General features: G+C 68.1%; 12 protein-coding genes and 1 rRNA gene. 9 read left to right on the top strand and 4 right to left on the bottom strand.

All coding sequences use genetic code 11. The features are described 5' to 3' along the window. Window positions 1–145: 145 nt before the first annotated feature. The gene (lysX, locus tag DL991_RS04365) at window positions 146–3463 is read left to right on the top strand and encodes a bifunctional lysylphosphatidylglycerol synthetase/lysine--tRNA ligase LysX (RefSeq protein WP_125781148.1); all 3318 of its coding nucleotides are present in this window, start codon (window positions 146–148) and stop codon (window positions 3461–3463) included. A gap of 143 nt (window positions 3464–3606) precedes the next feature. After that, window positions 3607–4194 (top strand): DinB family protein, encoded by a 588-nt coding sequence (locus tag DL991_RS04370; protein WP_125781150.1) that lies wholly within the window; start codon window positions 3607–3609, stop codon window positions 4192–4194. A 12-nt stretch (window positions 4195–4206) separates the two neighbouring features. On the opposite strand, the gene DL991_RS04375 is transcribed toward DL991_RS04370, so the two are convergent. After that, entirely contained in the window at window positions 4207–4743 is a 537-nt protein-coding gene (locus tag DL991_RS04375) for a methylated-DNA--[protein]-cysteine S-methyltransferase (protein ID WP_125781152.1), read from the bottom strand. Window positions 4744–4833: 90 nt separating this feature from the next. Between DL991_RS04375 and DL991_RS04380 the strand changes: the two genes are divergently transcribed. Next, window positions 4834–5460: a VOC family protein gene (locus tag DL991_RS04380; protein ID WP_125781154.1), complete on the top strand. Its 627-nt coding sequence runs from the start codon at window positions 4834–4836 to the stop codon at window positions 5458–5460. Here DL991_RS04380 and DL991_RS04385 read toward each other — a convergent pair. Next, window positions 5431–7188: an NAD+ synthase gene (locus DL991_RS04385; protein WP_125781155.1), complete on the bottom strand. Its 1758-nt coding sequence runs from the start codon at window positions 7186–7188 to the stop codon at window positions 5431–5433. The two genes, DL991_RS04380 and DL991_RS04385, sit on opposite strands and share 30 nt — an antisense overlap. A 158-nt stretch (window positions 7189–7346) precedes the next feature. Continuing rightward, window positions 7347–9674 (bottom strand): accessory Sec system translocase SecA2, encoded by a 2328-nt coding sequence (gene secA2 / locus DL991_RS04390; RefSeq protein WP_125781157.1) that lies wholly within the window; start codon window positions 9672–9674, stop codon window positions 7347–7349. A 149-nt stretch (window positions 9675–9823) separates the two neighbouring features. Here secA2 and DL991_RS04395 point away from each other — a divergent pair, with 149 nt between their 5' ends. Together DL991_RS04395 and DL991_RS04400 are read left to right on the top strand one after the other, a co-directional pair. Next, window positions 9824–11395: an alpha/beta hydrolase gene (locus DL991_RS04395; RefSeq protein ID WP_199753815.1), complete on the top strand. Its 1572-nt coding sequence runs from the start codon at window positions 9824–9826 to the stop codon at window positions 11393–11395. 52 nt (window positions 11396–11447) lie between these two features. Next, window positions 11448–12998 carry an alpha/beta hydrolase gene (locus DL991_RS04400; protein ID WP_125781159.1) on the top strand — a complete coding sequence of 517 codons (1551 nt, stop codon included), beginning with the start codon at window positions 11448–11450 and terminating at the stop codon, window positions 12996–12998. Window positions 12999–13019: 21 nt separating this feature from the next. Here DL991_RS04400 and DL991_RS04405 read toward each other — a convergent pair whose 3' ends face one another. Then, window positions 13020–13688: an LppX_LprAFG lipoprotein gene (locus tag DL991_RS04405; RefSeq protein ID WP_125781161.1), complete on the bottom strand. Its 669-nt coding sequence runs from the start codon at window positions 13686–13688 to the stop codon at window positions 13020–13022. An 89-nt stretch (window positions 13689–13777) separates the two neighbouring features. Between DL991_RS04405 and DL991_RS04410 the strand changes: the two genes are divergently transcribed. The 4 genes from DL991_RS04410 to DL991_RS04425 all read left to right on the top strand — a co-directional run. Further along, the gene (locus DL991_RS04410) at window positions 13778–15043 is read left to right on the top strand and encodes an MFS transporter (protein ID WP_125781163.1); all 1266 of its coding nucleotides are present in this window, start codon (window positions 13778–13780) and stop codon (window positions 15041–15043) included. Between the two features lie 68 nt (window positions 15044–15111). Beyond that, entirely contained in the window at window positions 15112–16455 is a 1344-nt protein-coding gene (gene glnA, locus DL991_RS04415; protein ID WP_037303423.1) for a type I glutamate--ammonia ligase, read from the top strand. Between the two features lie 14 nt (window positions 16456–16469). Beyond that, on the top strand, window positions 16470–18032 hold the full coding sequence (locus DL991_RS04420; protein ID WP_125781165.1) for an amidase: 1563 nt from the start codon (window positions 16470–16472) through the stop codon (window positions 18030–18032). A gap of 397 nt (window positions 18033–18429) precedes the next feature. Next, window positions 18430–18552: ribosomal RNA gene (locus DL991_RS04425) — 16S ribosomal RNA — on the top strand; the annotation flags it as partial.

Genomic DNA, 18552 nt, shown 5'->3' on the forward strand with positions numbered 1-18552 from the left:
CTGCGACCAGCTTCACACCACGGCGTCACGCCCCCGGATGAGGAAATTCAGACCAGAGGATGATGATCGTTGACAACCACACAGGGTTGTGTGACGTCAAGTAAGAACAGCTGTCGATCACCTGTGTGTAGCGCGAAGGGCCAGAATGGGAAACCCAGTGAGCCGAGTCTCGCCGTGGAAGGCGAGGGCCGGCGGAATCGTCGCCACCCTCGTGCAGCTCGCGGCCGTGTTCTCGGTGATCCTCCTGCTCGCCGGCGGCGTGAAGGGCCCGGTGCTCAGGACGGGTGACGTCGCCTTCTCGGCCTTGAGCATCCCGACGAACGCGAGCCTCGTGATCGTCCTGCTGCTTGTCGTCCTCGGCGCAGCGCTCCGCCGCCGCAAACGCGCGGCCCTCTACACGCTCCTGCTGTTCCAGGTCGGCGGACTGGCGGTGACGCTGGCCTTCCAGGCCGCCCTGCTGTGGTGGCCCGAGCTGCTGAAACTGGGGCCGTGGCAGGTCCGGCACATTCCGCACCAGGTGTGGGTGCTGGCCATCGCCGATCTGATCTCGGTCGGCATGATCGTTTTCCTCTGGATTCTGCGTCCCGCGTTCCCCGCCAGGCTCGCGCCGGGCGCTTGGCGCGACGGCTTCACGGTGCTTTTCGGCGGTTTGGCCGCGGTCATTCTCGTCGGCTGGGGCTTGAGCGAAGCCTTTCCCGGCCGGCTCGCCGACACCTGGGCGCGGTTCGCCTGGGTCGTCAACCACACGACCGGTGAGAACATCCAGCTGCGCCGGGTCGGCATCGGCGAAGGACCGGCTTGGCTCGACCTCGTGCTCGACCTCAGCGCGACGGCCGTCGCCACGGCGGCGTTGTACACGCTGTTCCGCGGCGTGCGCAGCCGTCGCTTGAGGACGGACGAGGAAGAACTGCGCGTTCGTCGCCTTCTGGCTGAACACGGCGAAGACGACTCTCTGGGCTATTTCGCCACGAGGCGCGAGAAGAGTGTCGTCTTCTCGCCGAACGGCCGCGCCGCCGTGGCCTATCGCGTGCTCGCGGGCACCAGCGTCGCGAGCGCGGATCCCATCGGTGATCCCGACGCCTGGCCCGACGCGGTCCGCGCCTGGCTGAACGAGGCGCGCACCTACGGCTGGACCCCCGGCGTGCTCGGCGCGAGCGAACGCGGCGCGAAGGTCTATGCCGACGCGGGCCTGCGCGCGCTGGAGATCGGTGACGAAGCGGTCCTCGACGTGCGTGACTTCAGCCTCGCCGGGCCGGAGCGCCGCTCGGTCCGCCAAGCGGTCAAACGGATCGAACGGGCCGGATACACCACGAAAGTCCGGCGCCACAGCGAAATCCCGGCCGACGAAATGGCGAGGCTGTTGCTGCAAGCGCAGCAGTGGCGGGGTGCGGAGACCGAACGCGGGTTCTCGATGGCGCTCGGCAGGCTCGGCGATCCGAGCGACGGCCGCAGCGTGATGGTGGAGGCGTACGACGCCAAGGGCGAGCTTCGCGGCATGCTGTCCTTCGTGCCGTGGGGCCGTCGCGGTCTTTCCCTTGATCTGATGCGGCGTGACCGCGACGCCGAAAACGGGCTCAACGAATACATGGTCGCCGAGGTCGTGGCGGCCAGTTCACACCTTGGCGCACAACGGATTTCACTGAACTTCGCGATGTTCCGCGCGGTCTTCTCCGAGGGGGAGCGGATCGGCGCGGGCCCGGTGCTGCGTGCCTGGCGCGGCGTGCTCAGCATGGCGTCGCGGTTCTTCCAGCTGGAGTCGCTCTACCGGTCCAACGCCAAGTACGGCCCCGACTGGGAGCCGCGATTCCTTTGCTACTCCTCGGCTCGACGGCTGCCGCGGGTCGGCATCGTCGCCGGTGCGCTCGAAGGATTCGTCCCCACCGGACGGTCGGCACGGGCGTTGAAACTTGAGACGGTCACTGATGAATTCGTGGCCGAGGTCCACCGCATCGAAGCGAACGCGGCCACTCCCGCGCCGAAACAGGTGCGGCGACCCGACCAAGTTCGTGTGCGGATAGCGAAGTTGGATCGCTTGCGGGAAGCCGGGATCGACCCCTATCCGGTCGGTTTCGCCCGGGAAGATCTGCTCGGTGACGTCGTCTCGAAGTTCGGCGATCTGAGCCCGGACAGCAACACCGGCCACCGGGTCCGCGTCGCGGGGCGGGTGCTCGCCATGCGTAACCTCGGCGGGCTCTGCTTCGCTCGGGTCAAGGACTTCAGCGGCGAAATCCAGCTCATGCTCGACGCCTCCGTGCTCGACCTCGGCGGCTGGCGGCGGGGCGTCGACCTCGGCGATCACGTCGGCGTGAGCGGGCAGGTCGTGACGTCGCGGCGCGGTGAACTCTCGGTGCTCGTCGACGAGTGGACCGTGACGGCGAAGAGCCTGCATCCCTTGCCGGACAAGCGAAAGGGTCTCACCGACCCGGAGACGCGGGTGCGGCAGCGCTACCTCGACCTCGCGGTGAACCCGGATTCGACGGCGATGCTGCGGATGCGCTCGACCGTGGTGCGCGCCGTGCGGGAACGGCTGCACCAGGGTGACTATCTCGAAGTCGAGACGCCGATGCTGCAGACCGTGCACGGCGGCGCCAACGCCCGCCCGTTCATCACGCACATCAACGCCTACGACATGCGGATGTACCTGAGGATCGCCCCCGAGTTGTACCTGAAGCGGTTGTGCGTGGCCGGGGTCGAGCGCGTTTTCGAGCTCAACCGGAACTTCCGCAACGAAGGCGTCGACGCGACGCACAACCCCGAATTCACCATGTTGGAGGCGTATCAGGCGTACGCCGACTACAACACGATGCGGACGCTGACGCGGGAACTCGTACAGTGCGCCGCGGAAGCCGCGTACGGCGCGCAGGTCGTTCGCCGTCCGGGGCCGGACGGGACGGTCGTCGAATACGACATCTCCGGTGACTGGCCGGTGATCCCGGTCCACGAAGCCGTTTCGGCGGCGCTCGGGGAGAAGATCGACGCGGGCACCTCTGTCGCCGAACTCCAGCGGTTCTGCCGCGCGGCGGGAGTGCCGGTGAACGAGGACGCCGGGCACGGCGATCTCGTGCTGAAGGCGCACGAGCATCTGGTCGAAGGCGCGACCGTACTGCCGACGTTCTACACCGACTACCCGACCGACGTCTCGCCGCTGACCCGGCAACATCGCGTCGATCCGCGGCTGGCCGAGCGTTGGGACCTGATCGCGTTCGGCTCCGAGGTCGGCACGGCCTACACCGAGCTGACCGACCCGCTCGAGCAGCGGCGACGGCTGGAGGCCCAATCGCTGCGCGCGGCGAGCGGGGACGTCGAGGCTATGGAGCTGGACGAGGACTTCCTGCTCGCGCTAGAACACGGCATGCCGCCGACCGGCGGGCTCGGCATCGGCGTCGACCGGCTGCTGATGATGCTGACCGGGGCTTCGATCCGGCAGACGGTGCTGTTTCCGTTCGTCCGCCCGCAGGGCTAGCGGGGGAGCAAGGGACCTTTGCTATCACTTCTCTCGACGTCGAGAGAAGTGATAGCAAAGGTCCCTTGCTCGCTTCCGGGCCGAATCGCCGCAAGAAGCCGGTGCCGGATGCCATGATCCCCTTCCCGACGGAAGGAGCCACCATGGCTGGAAACGTTCCCCCGGTCGCCGACGAGCGCGAAGGTCTCCTCGCGTACCTGGAGCAGCAGCGCCACGTCCTGCGGATCGCGGCGCACGGACTCACCGAGGAACAGGCCAGAGCCGTCCCGACCAGAAGTTCACTGAGCGTCGGCGGCCTGATCAAGCACACCGCGACAGTCGAAGACGGCTGGATCGACATCCTTCTCCAGAAGCCCTCGAAGCCGATGGACGAGACGATGAAGGAGTACGAAGCGGGCTACGTGATGACCCCGGACGAGACGGTCGAAACCGTCCTCGCGCGCTACGACGAGGTCGCCGGCCGCACCGCGGACGTCATCGCCAATATCGCCGACCTCGGCCAGCCGGTCCCGGTGCCGAAGGGCGTGCCCTGGTACCCGCAGGACGTCGACGCGTGGTCGGTCCGCTGGGTGCTGCTCCACCTCATCGAGGAGACCGCGCGGCACGCCGGGCACGCCGACATCATCCGCGAGCACATCGATGGCGCGACGGCGATCCCGCTGATGGCCGCCGCGGAAGGCTGGCCGGAGACGCCTTGGCTCAAACCATGGTCGCCTGCCCAAAGCGGCTAGAACCTCAAGCGATTAGAACAACGTCGGTTCGTCCGCCAAAGCGCCTTCGATGACCAGCATCCGGCGCTTGGTGGCGACCCCGCCGCGCGCGGAGAACCCGCCGTCCTTGCCGCCCGCGGCGAGCACGCGGTGGCACGGCACGATGATCGGGAACGGATTCCGGCCCATCGCCTGCCCCACGGCCTGTGCTCCGCCGGGCATGCCGAGGATGTTCGCGATGTCGCCGTACGTCAGCGTCTTGCCCGCGGGGATCGTGCGGATGAACTCGTACACCCGGTGGTGGAAGTCCGGTACTCCTTCGTAATCGAGCTCGACACCGGTGAGATCCGTGCGCCTGCCGTCCATCAACGAGATGATCCCGTCGATCGCGCGCTGGATCTCGCCCGGCGGGGTGGATTCGGTCGCTTCGGGAAGGCGCGTGGTCAGTCGCGCCCTCGTCTTCTCTTCACTGCCCTCGGGAAGCTGGACCGCGACGACCCCGCGTTCGCTCCACGCGATGCCGCAGTCGCCGATCGCGGTGCCGAACACGGAGTAGCCCGGTGCCGTCATGTGCTCAGGGTACGAGAGCGGTCCGACAGTTTCGGGTTCACGGCCATGCCGCGGTGCCGCCGGAGCCGCGGCTGCGGTAGGAGTATGCACATGAGCGACCTCGTGCTTGATCACCTCGTCTACGCCGGGCCGGACCTCGAAGAGGCTGTCGCGCGCGTCGCCGAGCTGACCGGCGTCACGCCTGTACGCGGCGGAAGGCATGTCGGGTTCGGTACGGCCAACTACCTGGCCGATCTGGGCGCCGGGGCCTATCTCGAGGTGGTCGGTCCCGACCCGGACCAGCCCGAGCACATCGGACCGCGCCCGTTCGGTATCGACGAGCTGACCGCGCCCGCGCTGGTCACCTGGGCAGCACGGGCGGAAGGCATCGACGCAGCGATCGCCGAAGCTCGTGAACGTGGTTACGACCCGGGCGAAGCGTCCGAGATGTCGCGGACCACCGACGACGGCGAACTGCTGACCTGGCGGCTCACCGGTGCGGGCGGTCTCGACGGACTCGCGCCGTTCCTCATCGACTGGGGGAACACCCCGCATCCGACGACACGGGGCCTTCCGTCCATTCCGCTGCTCATGGTCACCGGCGTCCACCCCGAGCCGGCCGCGGTCGAAGCCGCGGTCCGCGCGCTCGGGATGGACATGCTCGTCCGGCGTGACACGAAGCCCGGCCTGGTGGCCGTGTTGACGAACTCAGCCGGGAAGCAGGTCGCGCTGAGCTGAGCGGGTCACGACAGTTCCCTCGCGCCAGCCGTTGGTCATCGGCAGCCGCCGGTCCCGTCCGAACGCCTTGAACGTGATCTTGGTGCCCGGCGGGTACTGGCGGCGCTTGTATTCGGCCTTGTCGACCATCCGCACCACGCGGTCGATGGTCTCCGGCTCGAAGCCCGCGTCGACCAGGTCGACGTAACCGCGGTCGCCCTCGATGTAGTCGTCGAGGATGTCGTCGAGCATCAGGTAGTCGGGCAGCGAGTCGCTGTCCAGCTGACCCGGCCGCAGCTCGGCCGACGGCGGTTTGGTGATCGAGTTCTCCGGGATCGGCGGGGTTTCGCCGTTCTTCTCGGCTTCCGCGTTGCGCCATTTGGCCAGATGCCAGACGTGGGTCTTGAACAGGTCCTTGATCGGCGCGAAGGCCCCGACGGCGTCGCCGTAGATCGTCGAGTAGCCGACGGCGAGTTCGGTCTTGTTGCCGGTGGCGAGCACCAGATGACCATCCTGATTGGACAGTGCCATCAGCAGCATGCCGCGGACACGGGCCTGGATGTTCTCTTCGGCGAGGCCGGTCAGCTGAAGCTGCTCGACATAGACCTTGACCATGTCCGCGATCGGCTCGACGCGGTAGTGCGCGCCGATACGTCGGGCGAGGTCCTCGGCGTCGCCCTTCGAGTGCTCCGAGGAGTACTCCGAAGGCATCGAAACGCCGTAGACGTTGTCGCCGCCCAGCGCGTCGGCGGCCAGCGCCGCCACGACCGCCGAGTCGATGCCGCCGGAGAATCCGAACGTCACCGACGAGAAGCCGTTCTTGTGCACGTAGTCGCGCAGGCCGACGACGAGCGCGTGCCACACCTCGGCTTCGTCCGACAGCGGCTCGCTGATCGCGGACTCGTTGCTCGCGCTGTACGCCGGAACCGGGTCCTCGCTGAGCACGCGGCGCTTGACCCGGAGTCCTTCGAACTCGCCCTCGCCGGTGTGCCCACCCGACTCGAGGTCCGTGTCGACGACGAGCAGGTGCTCGACGAACTGCGGCGCACGCGCCAGCAACCGGCCGTCCGCGCCGACCACGATCGAGTCGCCGTCGAAGACGAGGTCGTCCTGCCCGCCGATCTGGTTCGTGTACACCAGCGGCGCGCCGGCCTCGGCCGCGCGGCGGGCGATGAGCGGCAGGCGGATGTCGTCCTTCGCGCGCTCGTACGGCGAAGCGTTGGGCGCGACCACGAGGTCCACGCCGGCCTTGCCCAGCGCGGAGATCGGGCCGCCGTCCTGCCAGACGTCCTCGCAGATCACCATGCCGACGTCGACGCCGTGGAATCGGACGACTTCGAGATCGTGGCCCGGCTTGAACCAGCGGTGCTCGTCGAAGACGCCGTAGTTGGGCAAGTGGTGCTTGAACTGACGGGCGACAACCTCGCCGCGGTACAGCGCGGCCGCGGCGTCGCGCGGGCCGGTCTCGTCCAGGTCGAGGTATCCGACGTACGTGAGCACCTCGCCGCATCCGGCGTCTTCGAGCCGCTTGGCGAGCGCTTCGACCATCTGCTTCGAGGCAGAGGCGAAGGTCGGGCGGAGGGAGAGGTCCTCGACGGGGTAGCCGGTGAGGGACATCTCCGGGAAGACGACGATGTGGGCGCCTGCTTCGGCGGCTTTGCGAGTCCACTCGACGGTGAGCTCGGCGTTGCCTTCGAGGTCCCCGACGGTGGTGTTGACCTGGGCCAGTGCGATGCGCAGTTGCGGCATGCCGACATTCTCACCCACCGGCGTCCGCGGGGACGACTGGATGTGCCGAATCGCCCACCTGGGGACGGCCGGGCGAAAAGAGAGCGGGGGACCTTTGCTATCGCTCTCCGAAAGAGAGTGATAGCAAAGGTCCCCCGCTCCCTGCTCAGGACCGCGCGCTACTTCCGCTTGATCATGCTCCGCACCTTCTTGATGGTCTGCTCGAAGTCGGAGTCGAACGGGTTGTCGTGCACCAGGTAGGTCCACGTCGTGTTCGCCCGCCGCACGCCCGCGTCACCGAGGTCGATCCCGTTCTCGGTGATCTCGGCCTCCTCGAGCGTCTTCGCCGCCCGCTCGGCCGCCTCCGGAATGATCTTGTGGAACTCGGGGATCGCCGCGCGGTGGAACTCGTCGATCGGCGTCTCCCGCGCCAGCGCCCGCAGGTGGATGCTCTCCCGCACGTCCGTCAGGAACGCCAGGTGGTCGGACCACAGCTGGTCGATGTGGAACAGCAGCACCTCTCGGCACAGCTGGTGGACACGGGCCTCGTCGTCGACGGCCTCCGAAAGCTCCTTGAACTTCTCGGGGTGCGCCTTTTCCAGCACCTCCGCCGCGTGTGCGGTCCTCAGCACCTTGTCCCGGTGCTCGAGCAGCTCGCCGCGCTGCCGCTCGATCAGCCGCGTGTAGCGCCAGGTGTTCCGGTGGATCTCCAGGTCGACACCCTCGGCGACGCGCTGCGCGTGGTTGATCTGCCGCAGCGCCGCGGGGTCGACGATCTCGCCGCTGCCCACGTCGGAGCTGATGCCCTCGGGGATGTCCGGCGCGTTCGACAGCACGAGTTCGTCGTTCAGGCTGGCGAAGAACACCGCGCTGCCCGGGTCGCCCTGCCGTCCGGACCGGCCGCGCAGCTGGCCGTCCAGCCTGCTCGACGGGTACCGGGCGGTGCCGATCACGTGTAGGCCGCCCAGTTCGACGACCTCGTCGCGGCCGTCGCCGTCCTTGCCGCCCAGCCGGATGTCGGTACCGCGACCGGCCATCTGGGTCGAGACGGTGACCGCGCCCTTCTTGCCGGCGTCGGCGATGATCTCGGCTTCCTCGGCGTCGTTGCGCGCGTTGAGCACGACGCATTCGAGGTCGGCCTTCGCCAGCTTCTCGGCCAGTTCTTCGGACTCGGCTACGTCCTGGGTGCCGACGAGGATCGGCCGCCCGGACTCGTGCACCCGCCGGATCTCCTCCTCGATCGCACGCAGCTTCTGCGACGGCGACCCGAAGATCCGGTCCTCCTGGTCTTCGCGGATGTTCGGCGTGTTCGGCGGGATGACCGCGACCTCGAGCTTGTAGAACTCGCGCAGCTGCTCGGCGACCGCGACCGCGGTACCGGTCATCCCCGCGACCTCGGGATACCGCGCGAGCAGCGCCTGCACGGTGATCGAGTCCAGGATCTCGCCCCGGTCGGTCGCCTTGACCTGCTCCTTCGCCTCGACAGCGGCCTGGAGACCGTCCGGCCAGCGCTGCAGTTCGGCGACGCGGCCGCGCGCGGCGTTGATCAGCTGCACCTTGCCGTCGCGCACCAGATAGTCGACGTCGCGGGTGAGCAGCGCGTGCGCGTGCAGCGCCACGTTCACCGCGGGCAGCCTGTCCGAGCCCGTCTCGTCGTAGAGGTTGATGTCGTCGCCGAGCGCCTTCTCGACCACCGACGCGCCCGCCTTGGTCAGCCAGGCGTTGCGGCCGTCGGCGTCGGTCTCGTAGTGCAGCCCGAGCCGCAGCCGCCGCACGATGTTCGCGACCTCTTCATCGGCGTCGGTGTGGTCGATCGACCCCGCCATCACCAACGGCACGCGGGCCTCGTCGACCAGCACGGAGTCCGCTTCGTCGACGATCGCCACCTCGGGCTCGCGCTGGACCAGGTCCTCTTCGCGGGTCACCAGGCGGTCGCGCAGCACGTCGAAGCCGATCTCGCTGACGGCGCCGTACGTGACTTCCTTCGCGTACGCCTCGCGGCGCTCGTCGCGGGAGTGAGCGGGCTCGATCCAGCCGACGGAAACGCCGAGCAGGTCGTAGATCGGACCCATCCACTCCGCGTCACGACGGGCGAGGTAATCGTTCACCGTGACGACGTGGACGTGCTTCCCGCGCAGGGCGTACCCGGCGCCGGCCAGCGCACCGGCCAGCGTCTTGCCCTCACCGGTCTCCATCTGCACGATATGCCCGCTGAGCAGGCCCATCGTGCCCAGCAGCTGGACGTCGAAGGCGCGCTCGCCGAGGGCCCGCCGCGCGGCCTCACGACCGAGCGCGCAGACCTCGACCAGCTGGTCGTTGCCGAAGGAAGCGGCGTCGCGAAGCTTGCCGGCCCGCTCTGTCAGCTCCTCGTCGGAGAGCTTCTCCAACTCGGGCTCGAGCTTCTCGATGGCCGGCAGCAGCGCTTCGTAGCGGGTCAGCTCGACGCTGCCCGGCCGCTGGATGATCCGGCGCAGCTTCTTGCCCACCCGGCTGATCAGTGCTGCCACCCCTGTGCTCCCGTCTGCTCTTCTGCCGTACGCACCCGTATCACCAACGCGGTGGTGGTGCGGCCGAGTTCCACGGCCGATGGCACGATCCAACCGTGTCCACTCATGTCAGCGCCAGGTCCCGTGCCCGTCGATTCGCCGCGATCACGCTGTCCGGCCTGCTCGCCGTCACTTCCGCCGCGTGCTCGTCGGGAGAGGGTAGAACCCAGCCGCCGCCTCCGGCCACCGAGTCGCACGCTCCGACCGGGCCGGTGCCGCCCGGCCTCGAGAAGTTTTACGGACAGAGCCTGACCTGGGCCGACTGTGCACCCTACGCGACATCCGATGACGCGAAAGCGGCGTTTCGAGTGAAGGACGCACAATGTGCCCGGTTGACCGTCCCGCTCGACTACGCGAAACCTGAAGGCGACTCGATCACGCTCGGCCTCCTGCGCCGGAAGGCACTGGAAACCGACGAAAGGATTGGGGCGCTCGTGGTCAATCCCGGCGGCCCCGGCGCTTCCGGGATGGCGGCCGCGGCCGGTCTCGCCTCCCGGACGTCGACGAACGCGCTGGGCAAACGCTTCGACATCGTCGGTTTCGACCCGCGCGGCATCGGCGCGAGCCAGCCGCAGATCCGCTGCCTGACCGACACCGAACGCGACGCGGACCGGGCGGACGACAGCGAGACGGACGGGTCGCCCGAGGGAGTGAAAAAGCAGGAGACCGAGTCCCAGTACTTCGCGGCCAAGTGCGCCGAGCGGACCGAACACGGCCCCTCGATGCTCGCGAACGTGGGCACCCGTGAGGTCGTGAAAGACATGGACGTCCTGCGGTCGGTCCTCGGCGATCCGAAACTGAACTACCTCGGCTACTCCTACGGGACGCGGATCGGATCCGCCTACGCGGAGGCGTTCCCGGCGAACGTCCGCGCGCTGGTGCTCGATGGAGCCGTCGACCCGGAGCAGGACGCGGTGGAGTCGCTCGTCGCGCAGGGACAGGGCTTCGGCAAGGCGTTCGGGGAGTTCTCGAACTGGTGCGCCGCGCGCGAGGACTGCGCGCTGGGGCGCGACGCCGCCGGCGTGACGAAGGCGTTCCAGGACCTGGTGCGGCCGCTGATCGACTTCCCGGTGCCGGTCAGCGACGGCCGGAAACTGTCGTACGAGGACGCGACGACAGGGGTGATACAGGCTCTCTACCAGGAAGATCTCTGGGAACCGCTGAACACCGCGCTCAACGACCTGAAGCGTCAGCGCGGCGACGGCCTGCAGAAACTGGCCGACCTCTACAACGAACGCGGCGCCGATGGCCGCTACGGGACGACGCAGGACGCGTTCGTCGCGATCAGGTGCGTCGACGACCCGCGGGTCACCGATCCGGCGAAGCTCCTCGACGCGCAGAAGCGATACGCGCAGGCGGCACCGTTTCTCGACGACGGCAAACCGGACGGTTCCGCGCGCGACGCCTGCGCCTTCTGGCCCGTGCCGAACACCTCGGAGCCGCACCAGCCCAACGTCGAAGGCCTGCCGAAGACGCTGGTCATCTCGACCACGAACGACCCGGCGACCCCGTATCAGGCGGGCGTCAACCTCGCGAAAGCGATCAAGGGAGCTTTGCTGACGTTCGAGGGCAACCAGCACACGGTCTTCCTCCAGGGCGTCTCGTGCGTCGACAAGATCGGCATCGATTACCTGGTGGACGGTGTCCTGCCGGACGAAGGCACCCGCTGCACCGCCAAGTAACGAGTTCGGCGCGAAGGCCCCTGACCGGCCGGGACGCTGCGAAGATCGCGAGATGAGCCTTCGCCGCGTTCCGGCCGTGCTCGTTGTCGCCGTGCTGGTCACTTCCTGCACGACGCAGCAGCCGCAGCCCGCGCCGACGGTGTCTCCGACGACCACCGCGTCACCGACACCGGACCCGAAGGCGCTTGAGAAGTTCACTCGGCAGGAGCTGACGTGGGGCGCGTGCGCGTCTTTCGCGGACAAGGCGTTCGACTGCGCGAAGCTCACCGTGCCACTCGACTACCTGAAGCCGGACGGCGAGACGATCTCGATCGGCGTTCTCCGGCACAAGACTAAGAAGGTCGAAAGGCGGATCGGCTCCCTCGTACTCAATCCCGGCGGTCCCGGTGGATCAGGCGTCTCCGCTGCCGCGCGGATCGCGAAGTCCCGGCCGGCGGCGGCACTCGCCGAGCGATTCGACATCGTCGGATTCGATCCGCGCGGTGTCGGGATCAGCGATCCGAAGCTCGTCTGCCTCACCGACGCCGAACGCGACGCGGACCGCGCCGAGGATTCCGAAAGCGACTTGACGCCCGACGGGATCGCGAAGCAACTCGGCGACGCCAGGACGTACGCCGCGAAGTGCGCCGAGCGCACGAAGCACGGTAAAGGGCTGCTCGCCAACATCGGGACCAGGGACGTCGTCCGCGACCTCGACGTCCTGCGCTCGGCTCTCGGCGACGAGAAGCTCACCTACCTGGGCTTTTCGTACGGCACGCAGATCGGGACCGCCTATGCCGAGGCCTACCCGGACAAGGTGCGGGCGCTGCTCCTCGACGGTGCGGTGGATCCCGAACTCGACACCGCGGAATCGCTGGTCACGCAGATGGCCGGCTTCCAGAACACGTTCGCCGAATTCGGCAAGTGGTGCGTCGCTCGCGAGGACTGCGCGCTCGGCCGTGACGCGAATGCGGTGACGAGGGTCTTCCAGGATCTGGTCCGGCCGCTGATCGCCGAACCGGTGCCCGCGGGGACCCGCAAGCTCTCCTTCGAGGACGCCATCACCGGGACCAGTGCCGCGTTGTACTCGGCTGACGCGTGGAAGTTCCTCAACGACGGGCTCGCCGAGCTGAAACGGGGGAGCGGCAAAACCCTGGTCGCGCTCGCCGACAACTACTACGGCCGAGAGACGGACGGCCGGTACACCGGGATCCTCGACGTGTACTTCGCGGTGCGCTGCGTCGACAGCACGCGGATCGCCGACAGACGCGTCATCGAGGGCGCCCACCAGCGGATGCTCCAGGGCGCGCCGTTCCTGGCCGGCGGCACCCCGGACATGAGCGAACTCGACATCTGCTCGGTGTGGCCGGTGCCCGCCACCTCCGAGGTCCACAAGCCGGACATCGACGGCCTGCCGCGGCCGCTGGTCATCTCGACCACCGACGACCCGGCGACCCCGTACGCGTCCGGCGTGAACCTGGCCCGAGACCTCAAGGGAGCTTTGCTGACGTTCGAGGGCGCGCAGCACACTGTCTTCCTCGACGGCAACGAGTGCGTCGACAGCGCCGGCTTCGCGTACTTGATCGACGGCGAACTACCCGCTCCCGACACCCGCTGCTCTTAGCGGGGGAGCAAGGGACCTTTGCTATCGCCCGCCCCCGACGACCACCGCGTCATGCCTGGTCAACGCCAACTCCAACATCACCGCGAACTCCTCCGGCTTCGTCGGCGGCACCTGCAGCCACACCCGCACCAGCCGCCGCGGCTCGTCCCGCGAAATCCACAGCTTCACGAACACATCCGACTTGATCTCCGGCACGATCCCGCCGATCACCGCGGCCGGCACCTTCGCGGCGATCCGGAACGAATCGGTGTCCTGCACCCGCTCCCACCGCTCGCCCCGCAGGTCGGTCGCCCCGGTCAGCAGCCGCCGAAGCCCGCCTTCAGCCCCGAGCATCGCTTCAGGCGTGTACGGCGCCGAAGCCGGAAGCACCCGCTCCCCGCCAGGCCCACTGAGCGTGATCTCCGAGCCGGACAGGCGGTACTGGACCTTCTTCCGTCCGAAGTCGTCCTGCAGGTCGGCATTACCGACCGCGCCACCCTCGAGACTGACCTCGCCGTCGAGCCCGCGCACCGGCAGCCCGGTGACGACGCCGTTCACTCCGAGCGTGAACCGCACGCTGCGCAACGAGACGAGGGAGTCGGCCGCCGCGCTCACGTAGTCCTGGGCAGGCGGCAACGGGGGTGACCCCGCGCAGCCGCCGATGAGCCCGATGGTGAGCAGCAGCGCCGGCACGAGGTGACGGCAGCGCATGGCCAGAGCCTATGGCCTTGGCCCGAATCTTTCGCACAGTGTCCTTCCAGCCGCTTCCGCTGGGGGCCGTCGCCGATGACGCTGTACCCGTGCAACCTGAGACCCGGCTCCACCGCGCGTGGTTCGTCGCCGCCGCCGCTTTCATCGCCCTGCTCGCCGCCGCCGGTTTCCGCGCGGCCCCCGGCGTGCTCATCGACCCGCTTCACAACGAATTCGGCTGGTCGCGCGCGACGATCGCGTCGGCCGTCTCCGTGAACCTCGTGCTCTACGGCCTCTTCTCGCCCTTCGCGGCAGCTCTCATGGAGCGCTTCGGCATGCGACGCGTCGCCTCGACGGCGCTGTGTGTCGTCGCGATCGGCGCGGGCGGCACGGTGTTCATGAACGCGAGCTGGCAGCTCATCCTCTGCTGGGGTGTCCTGGTCGGCGTCGGCACCGGCTCGATGGCGATGAGTTTCGCCGCGACGGTCGCCGCCCGCTGGTTCGTCCGCAGCCGCGGCGTCGTCACCGGGGTCCTCACCGCGGCGGGCGCCACCGGCCAGCTGATCTTCCTCCCGATCGTGGCCAACCTCGCCGTCGACGAAGGCTGGCGCACGGCGTCGCTCGTCATCGCCATCGCCGCGCTGGCCGTCGTCCCTGTCGTCCTTCTGGTGGTGCGCGACCACCCGTCCGACGTCGGAACGACCGCTTACGGCGCGGAGCCCGGTGAAGCCGCTCCCGTCACTCGCACGGGTGGTTCCGCCCGTCGCGCGCTCTCGGTCCTCGGCTCGGCGGCGCGCACGAGGACGTTCTGGCTGCTCGCCATCGGGTTCGCGATCTGCGGAGCCACGACGAACGGCCTGGTCAGCACCCATTTCGTCCCCGCGGCGCACGACCACGGCATGCCACAGACGACCGCCGCCGGCCTGCTCGCCCTCGTCGGGATCTTCGACGTCGCGGGCACGATCGCCTCAGGCTGGCTCACCGACCGGGTAGACCCGCGGATCCTGCTCGGCGTCTACTACGCCCTTCGCGGCGTATCACTCGCCCTGCTCCCGCAGTTGTTGAGCGGAACGGTGGAGCCGAGCATGTGGGCGTTCATCGTCTTCTACGGACTCGACTGGGTGGCGACGGTCCCGCCCACCGTCGCGCTCTGTGTCCGGCAATACGGCGCCGCCGGGCCGATCGTCTTCGGCTGGGTGTTCGCCAGCCACCAGCTCGGCGCTGGTCTGGCGGCTTTCGGCGCCGGCGCGATCCGCGATTCGTCGGGCAGCTACGCGCTCGCCTGGTACATCGCGGCAGGCCTGGCCGTGCTCGCTTCGGTCGCTTCGCTGGCGATCACCAAGGCCGCGAAACCCGAACCGGTCCTCGTAGGGTGATCCACCACTTCCGGTCGATCGGCGCGTCGCGAAACATGTCGTTAACACGTTCTCGTTAGGGTGCGGCCATGGATCGCCAGCAGGAGTTCGTGCTCCGTACCTTGGAAGAGCGCGACATCCGTTTCGTCAGGCTCTGGTTCACGGATGTGCTGGGGTTTCTCAAGTCCGTCGCGGTGGCGCCGGCCGAACTCGAGGGCGCCTTCAGCGAGGGGATCGGCTTCGACGGATCGGCCATCGAAGGATTCGCCCGGGTCTACGAGTCCGACATGGTCGCGAAGCCCGACCCGGCCACGTTCCAGGTCCTCCCATGGGAGACCCCGGACGGCGGCCCGTACTCGGCGCGCATGTTCTGCGACATCGCGATGCCGGACGGCTCCCCGTCCTGGGCGGACCCCCGGCACGTTCTGCGCAGGCAGCTCTCGAAGGCGGCCGAAGCGGGTTTCACCTGCTACGTCCATCCCGAAATCGAGTTCTTCCTGCTCGCGAGCCTGCCGGACGACGGCAGCGAACCCGAGCCCGCGGACAACGGCGGCTATTTCGACCAGGCCAGCCACGCGACGGCGACGCACTTCCGCCGCCACGCCATCGAGACGCTCGAAGCGATGGGAATCTCGGTCGAGTTCAGCCACCACGAGGGCGCGCCCGGCCAGCAGGAGATCGACCTCCGGTACGCCGACGCGCTGACCATGGCCGACAACGTGATGACCTTCCGGTACGTCGTCAAGGAGGTCGCGCTCACCCAAGGTGTCCGCGCGACGTTCATGCCGAAGCCGTTCACCAACCAGCCGGGTTCCGGGATGCACACCCACGTGAGCCTGTTCGAAGGTGATCGCAACGCCTTCTACGACGCCGAAGACCCGTACGAGTTGTCAGCGACGGGTAAAGCTTTCGTGGCGGGGCTGTTGCACCACGCGAAGGAGATCTCGGCGGTCACCAACCAGTGGGTGAACTCCTACAAGCGGCTGATCAGTGGCAGCGAGGCCCCGACGACCGTTTCCTGGGGTCGAGCGAACCGTTCCGCACTGGTCAGGGTGCCGATGTACTCACCCGGCAAGGCGTCGTCACGCCGCGTGGAGATCCGCACGCTGGACTCCGCATGCAACCCCTACCTGGCGTACTCGGTCATCCTGGCCGCCGGTCTCAAGGGCATCGAGAAGGGTTACGAGCTTCCTCCGCCCGCCGAGGACAACATCTGGCAGCTCTCCGATGCCGAGCGTCGTGCGGCCGGATACGCCCAGCTCCCGCAGAACCTCGGCGAGGCGCTGTCCGAGATGGAGAAATCGGAACTTCTGCCCGAAGCGCTCGGAGAGCACGTTTACGACTTCTTCCTGCGCAACAAACGTGTTGAATGGGATAACTACCGCAGCGCGGTGACCCCGTACGAGCTGCGGACCCTGCTTCCGGTTCTCTAGACGAAGGAGACCTGATGGTGCGGCGACCGGTGTTCAGAGTTCTGACGACCTTGGTCGCCGCGACCATCGCGGCAACAGCCGCGCCGGCGGCATCCGCCGCCGGGAGGCCTCTCGATCTCGACGCCGCCGACATCCCCGCGCTCCAGGCCCGGATGTCCTCCGGACGGCTGACCGCGGTCGGTCTGACCTCGGCCTATCTCGATCGCATCCACAAGGTCGACCGGAAGGTGAACGCGGTCATCGCGGTCAATCCGGCCGCGATCGCGCAGGCCGCGGAGAGCGACGTCCGGCGTCGCGCCGGCAAGACGCGCGGGCCGCTGGACGGCATCCCGGTCCTGGTGAAGGACAACGTCGACACCCGCTCCATGCAGACGACGGCGGGTTCGCGCGCGCTGCGCAGCAAGCCCACGAAGGACGCGACCTTGATCCGCCGTCTGCGTGACGCGGGCGCGGTGGTCCTCGGCAAGGCGAACCTGTCCGAATGGGCGAACTTCCGCGCCGCCAAACCCACTTCCGGGTGGTCGGGCGTCGGTGGGCAGACGAACAACCCGTACGTGCTCGATCGCAACCCCTGTGGGTCGTCCGCCGGTTCCGCCGCGGGTATCGCCGCGTCGCTCGCCCAGGTCGCGATCGGCAGTGAGACCGACGGCTCGATCGTCTGCCCGGCCGGGATGACCTCGACGGTGGGGCACAAACCGAGCCTCGGCCTGGTCAGCCGCACCGGTGTGGTGCCGATCTCGGCCGAACAGGACACCGCGGGCCCGATGGCCAGGCACGTCGTCGACGTCGCGCTGACCCTGTCCGCGCTCCAAGGCCGTGACCCGAGCGACCCGGCCACCGGCGCGTACCCGCCGAACCAGCCGACCGACTACGCCGCACACCTCCGGCCCGGCGTGCTGAAGGGCTCCCGGATCGGGCTCTGGCGTCTGCCGGTTCTCGGTCCGGACGTCGACGCCGTGCTGACGCGAACCAAGAACTCGCTGGTCAAGGCAGGTGCCGAGGTCGTCGACGTGACGCCGCCGTATCAGGCGAGGCTCGGTGAACTGGAGTTCCCGGCCCTGCTCACCGAGTTCCACCGGGACATCGACCGCTACCTGGCCACGCGCCCCGAAGGCCCGCGCGACCTCGCGGCGCTGATCGACTACAACCGCTCCGACCCGCTGGAGCAGACCTGCTTCGCTGGGCAAGAACTCTTCAAACAGGCGCTCGTCGCGCCCAGTCCGTCCGATCCCGGCTACCAGGCCATGCGCCGCGAGCTCACCGATCTGGCGAAACGCTCGATCGACGAAACCCTCGCGAAGTACCGCCTCGACGCGATCGCCGCGCCCACGAACCCGCCCGCCTGGAAGACCGACTGCAAGACCGGCGACAACGACGTGATCCCGTCGTCGACGCCGGCCGCGGTCTCGGGCTACCCCGCGGTGACCGTGCCCGCCGGTTTCGTCGGCGAGCTCCCGGTGGGCGTCTCGTTCATGGCGGGGCAGTGGACGGACGCCCGAGTGCTCGCCTACGCGGCCGACTTCGAACGCGTGGCGCCCGCCCGCAAACCGCCCCGCTACCTGAAGACCGTCGGATGAGGGTGGTCCACACCGGCTGACCTGCGGTGATGTCCTTAAGTGACCCCCCTGTTTTCAGGGGGTTCCGGGGCATGTAATCTTCTCTTCGTCGCCAGGAACACCGGGCCGCCGGGGCCGAAAGCCCCGAGGCAAGGAACCAGGGCCGAGCGGGTTGACACCGCGAACCGGACCAGGTAATGTTCAGCGTCGGCCCACGAGCGGCCGCCGACCCGCTACGACTAACAGTGTAGGATTCGGCATGCTCGACCAAAAGCTTGTGAATATCGCTTTGAAACAAAGCGTGTTGCTTGAGAACTCAACAGTGTGCTAGTGAACTAAGCCAGTAGAGCTTATGTATTTGAACCTCGTTTGAGGTTCCTTTGAGAGCAAGTAAAATTTGCCTCGATCAAATTTGACATTGTTGGAGAGTTTGATCCTGGCTCAGGACGAACGCTGGCGGCGTGCTTAACACATGCAAGTCGAACGATGAAGCCTTCGGGTGGATTAGTGGCGAACGGGTGAGTAACACGTGGGCAATCTG

Origin of the sequence: Amycolatopsis sp. WAC 01375, from assembly GCF_003947325.1 — a bacterium.
Classification (GTDB): domain Bacteria; phylum Actinomycetota; class Actinomycetes; order Mycobacteriales; family Pseudonocardiaceae; genus Amycolatopsis.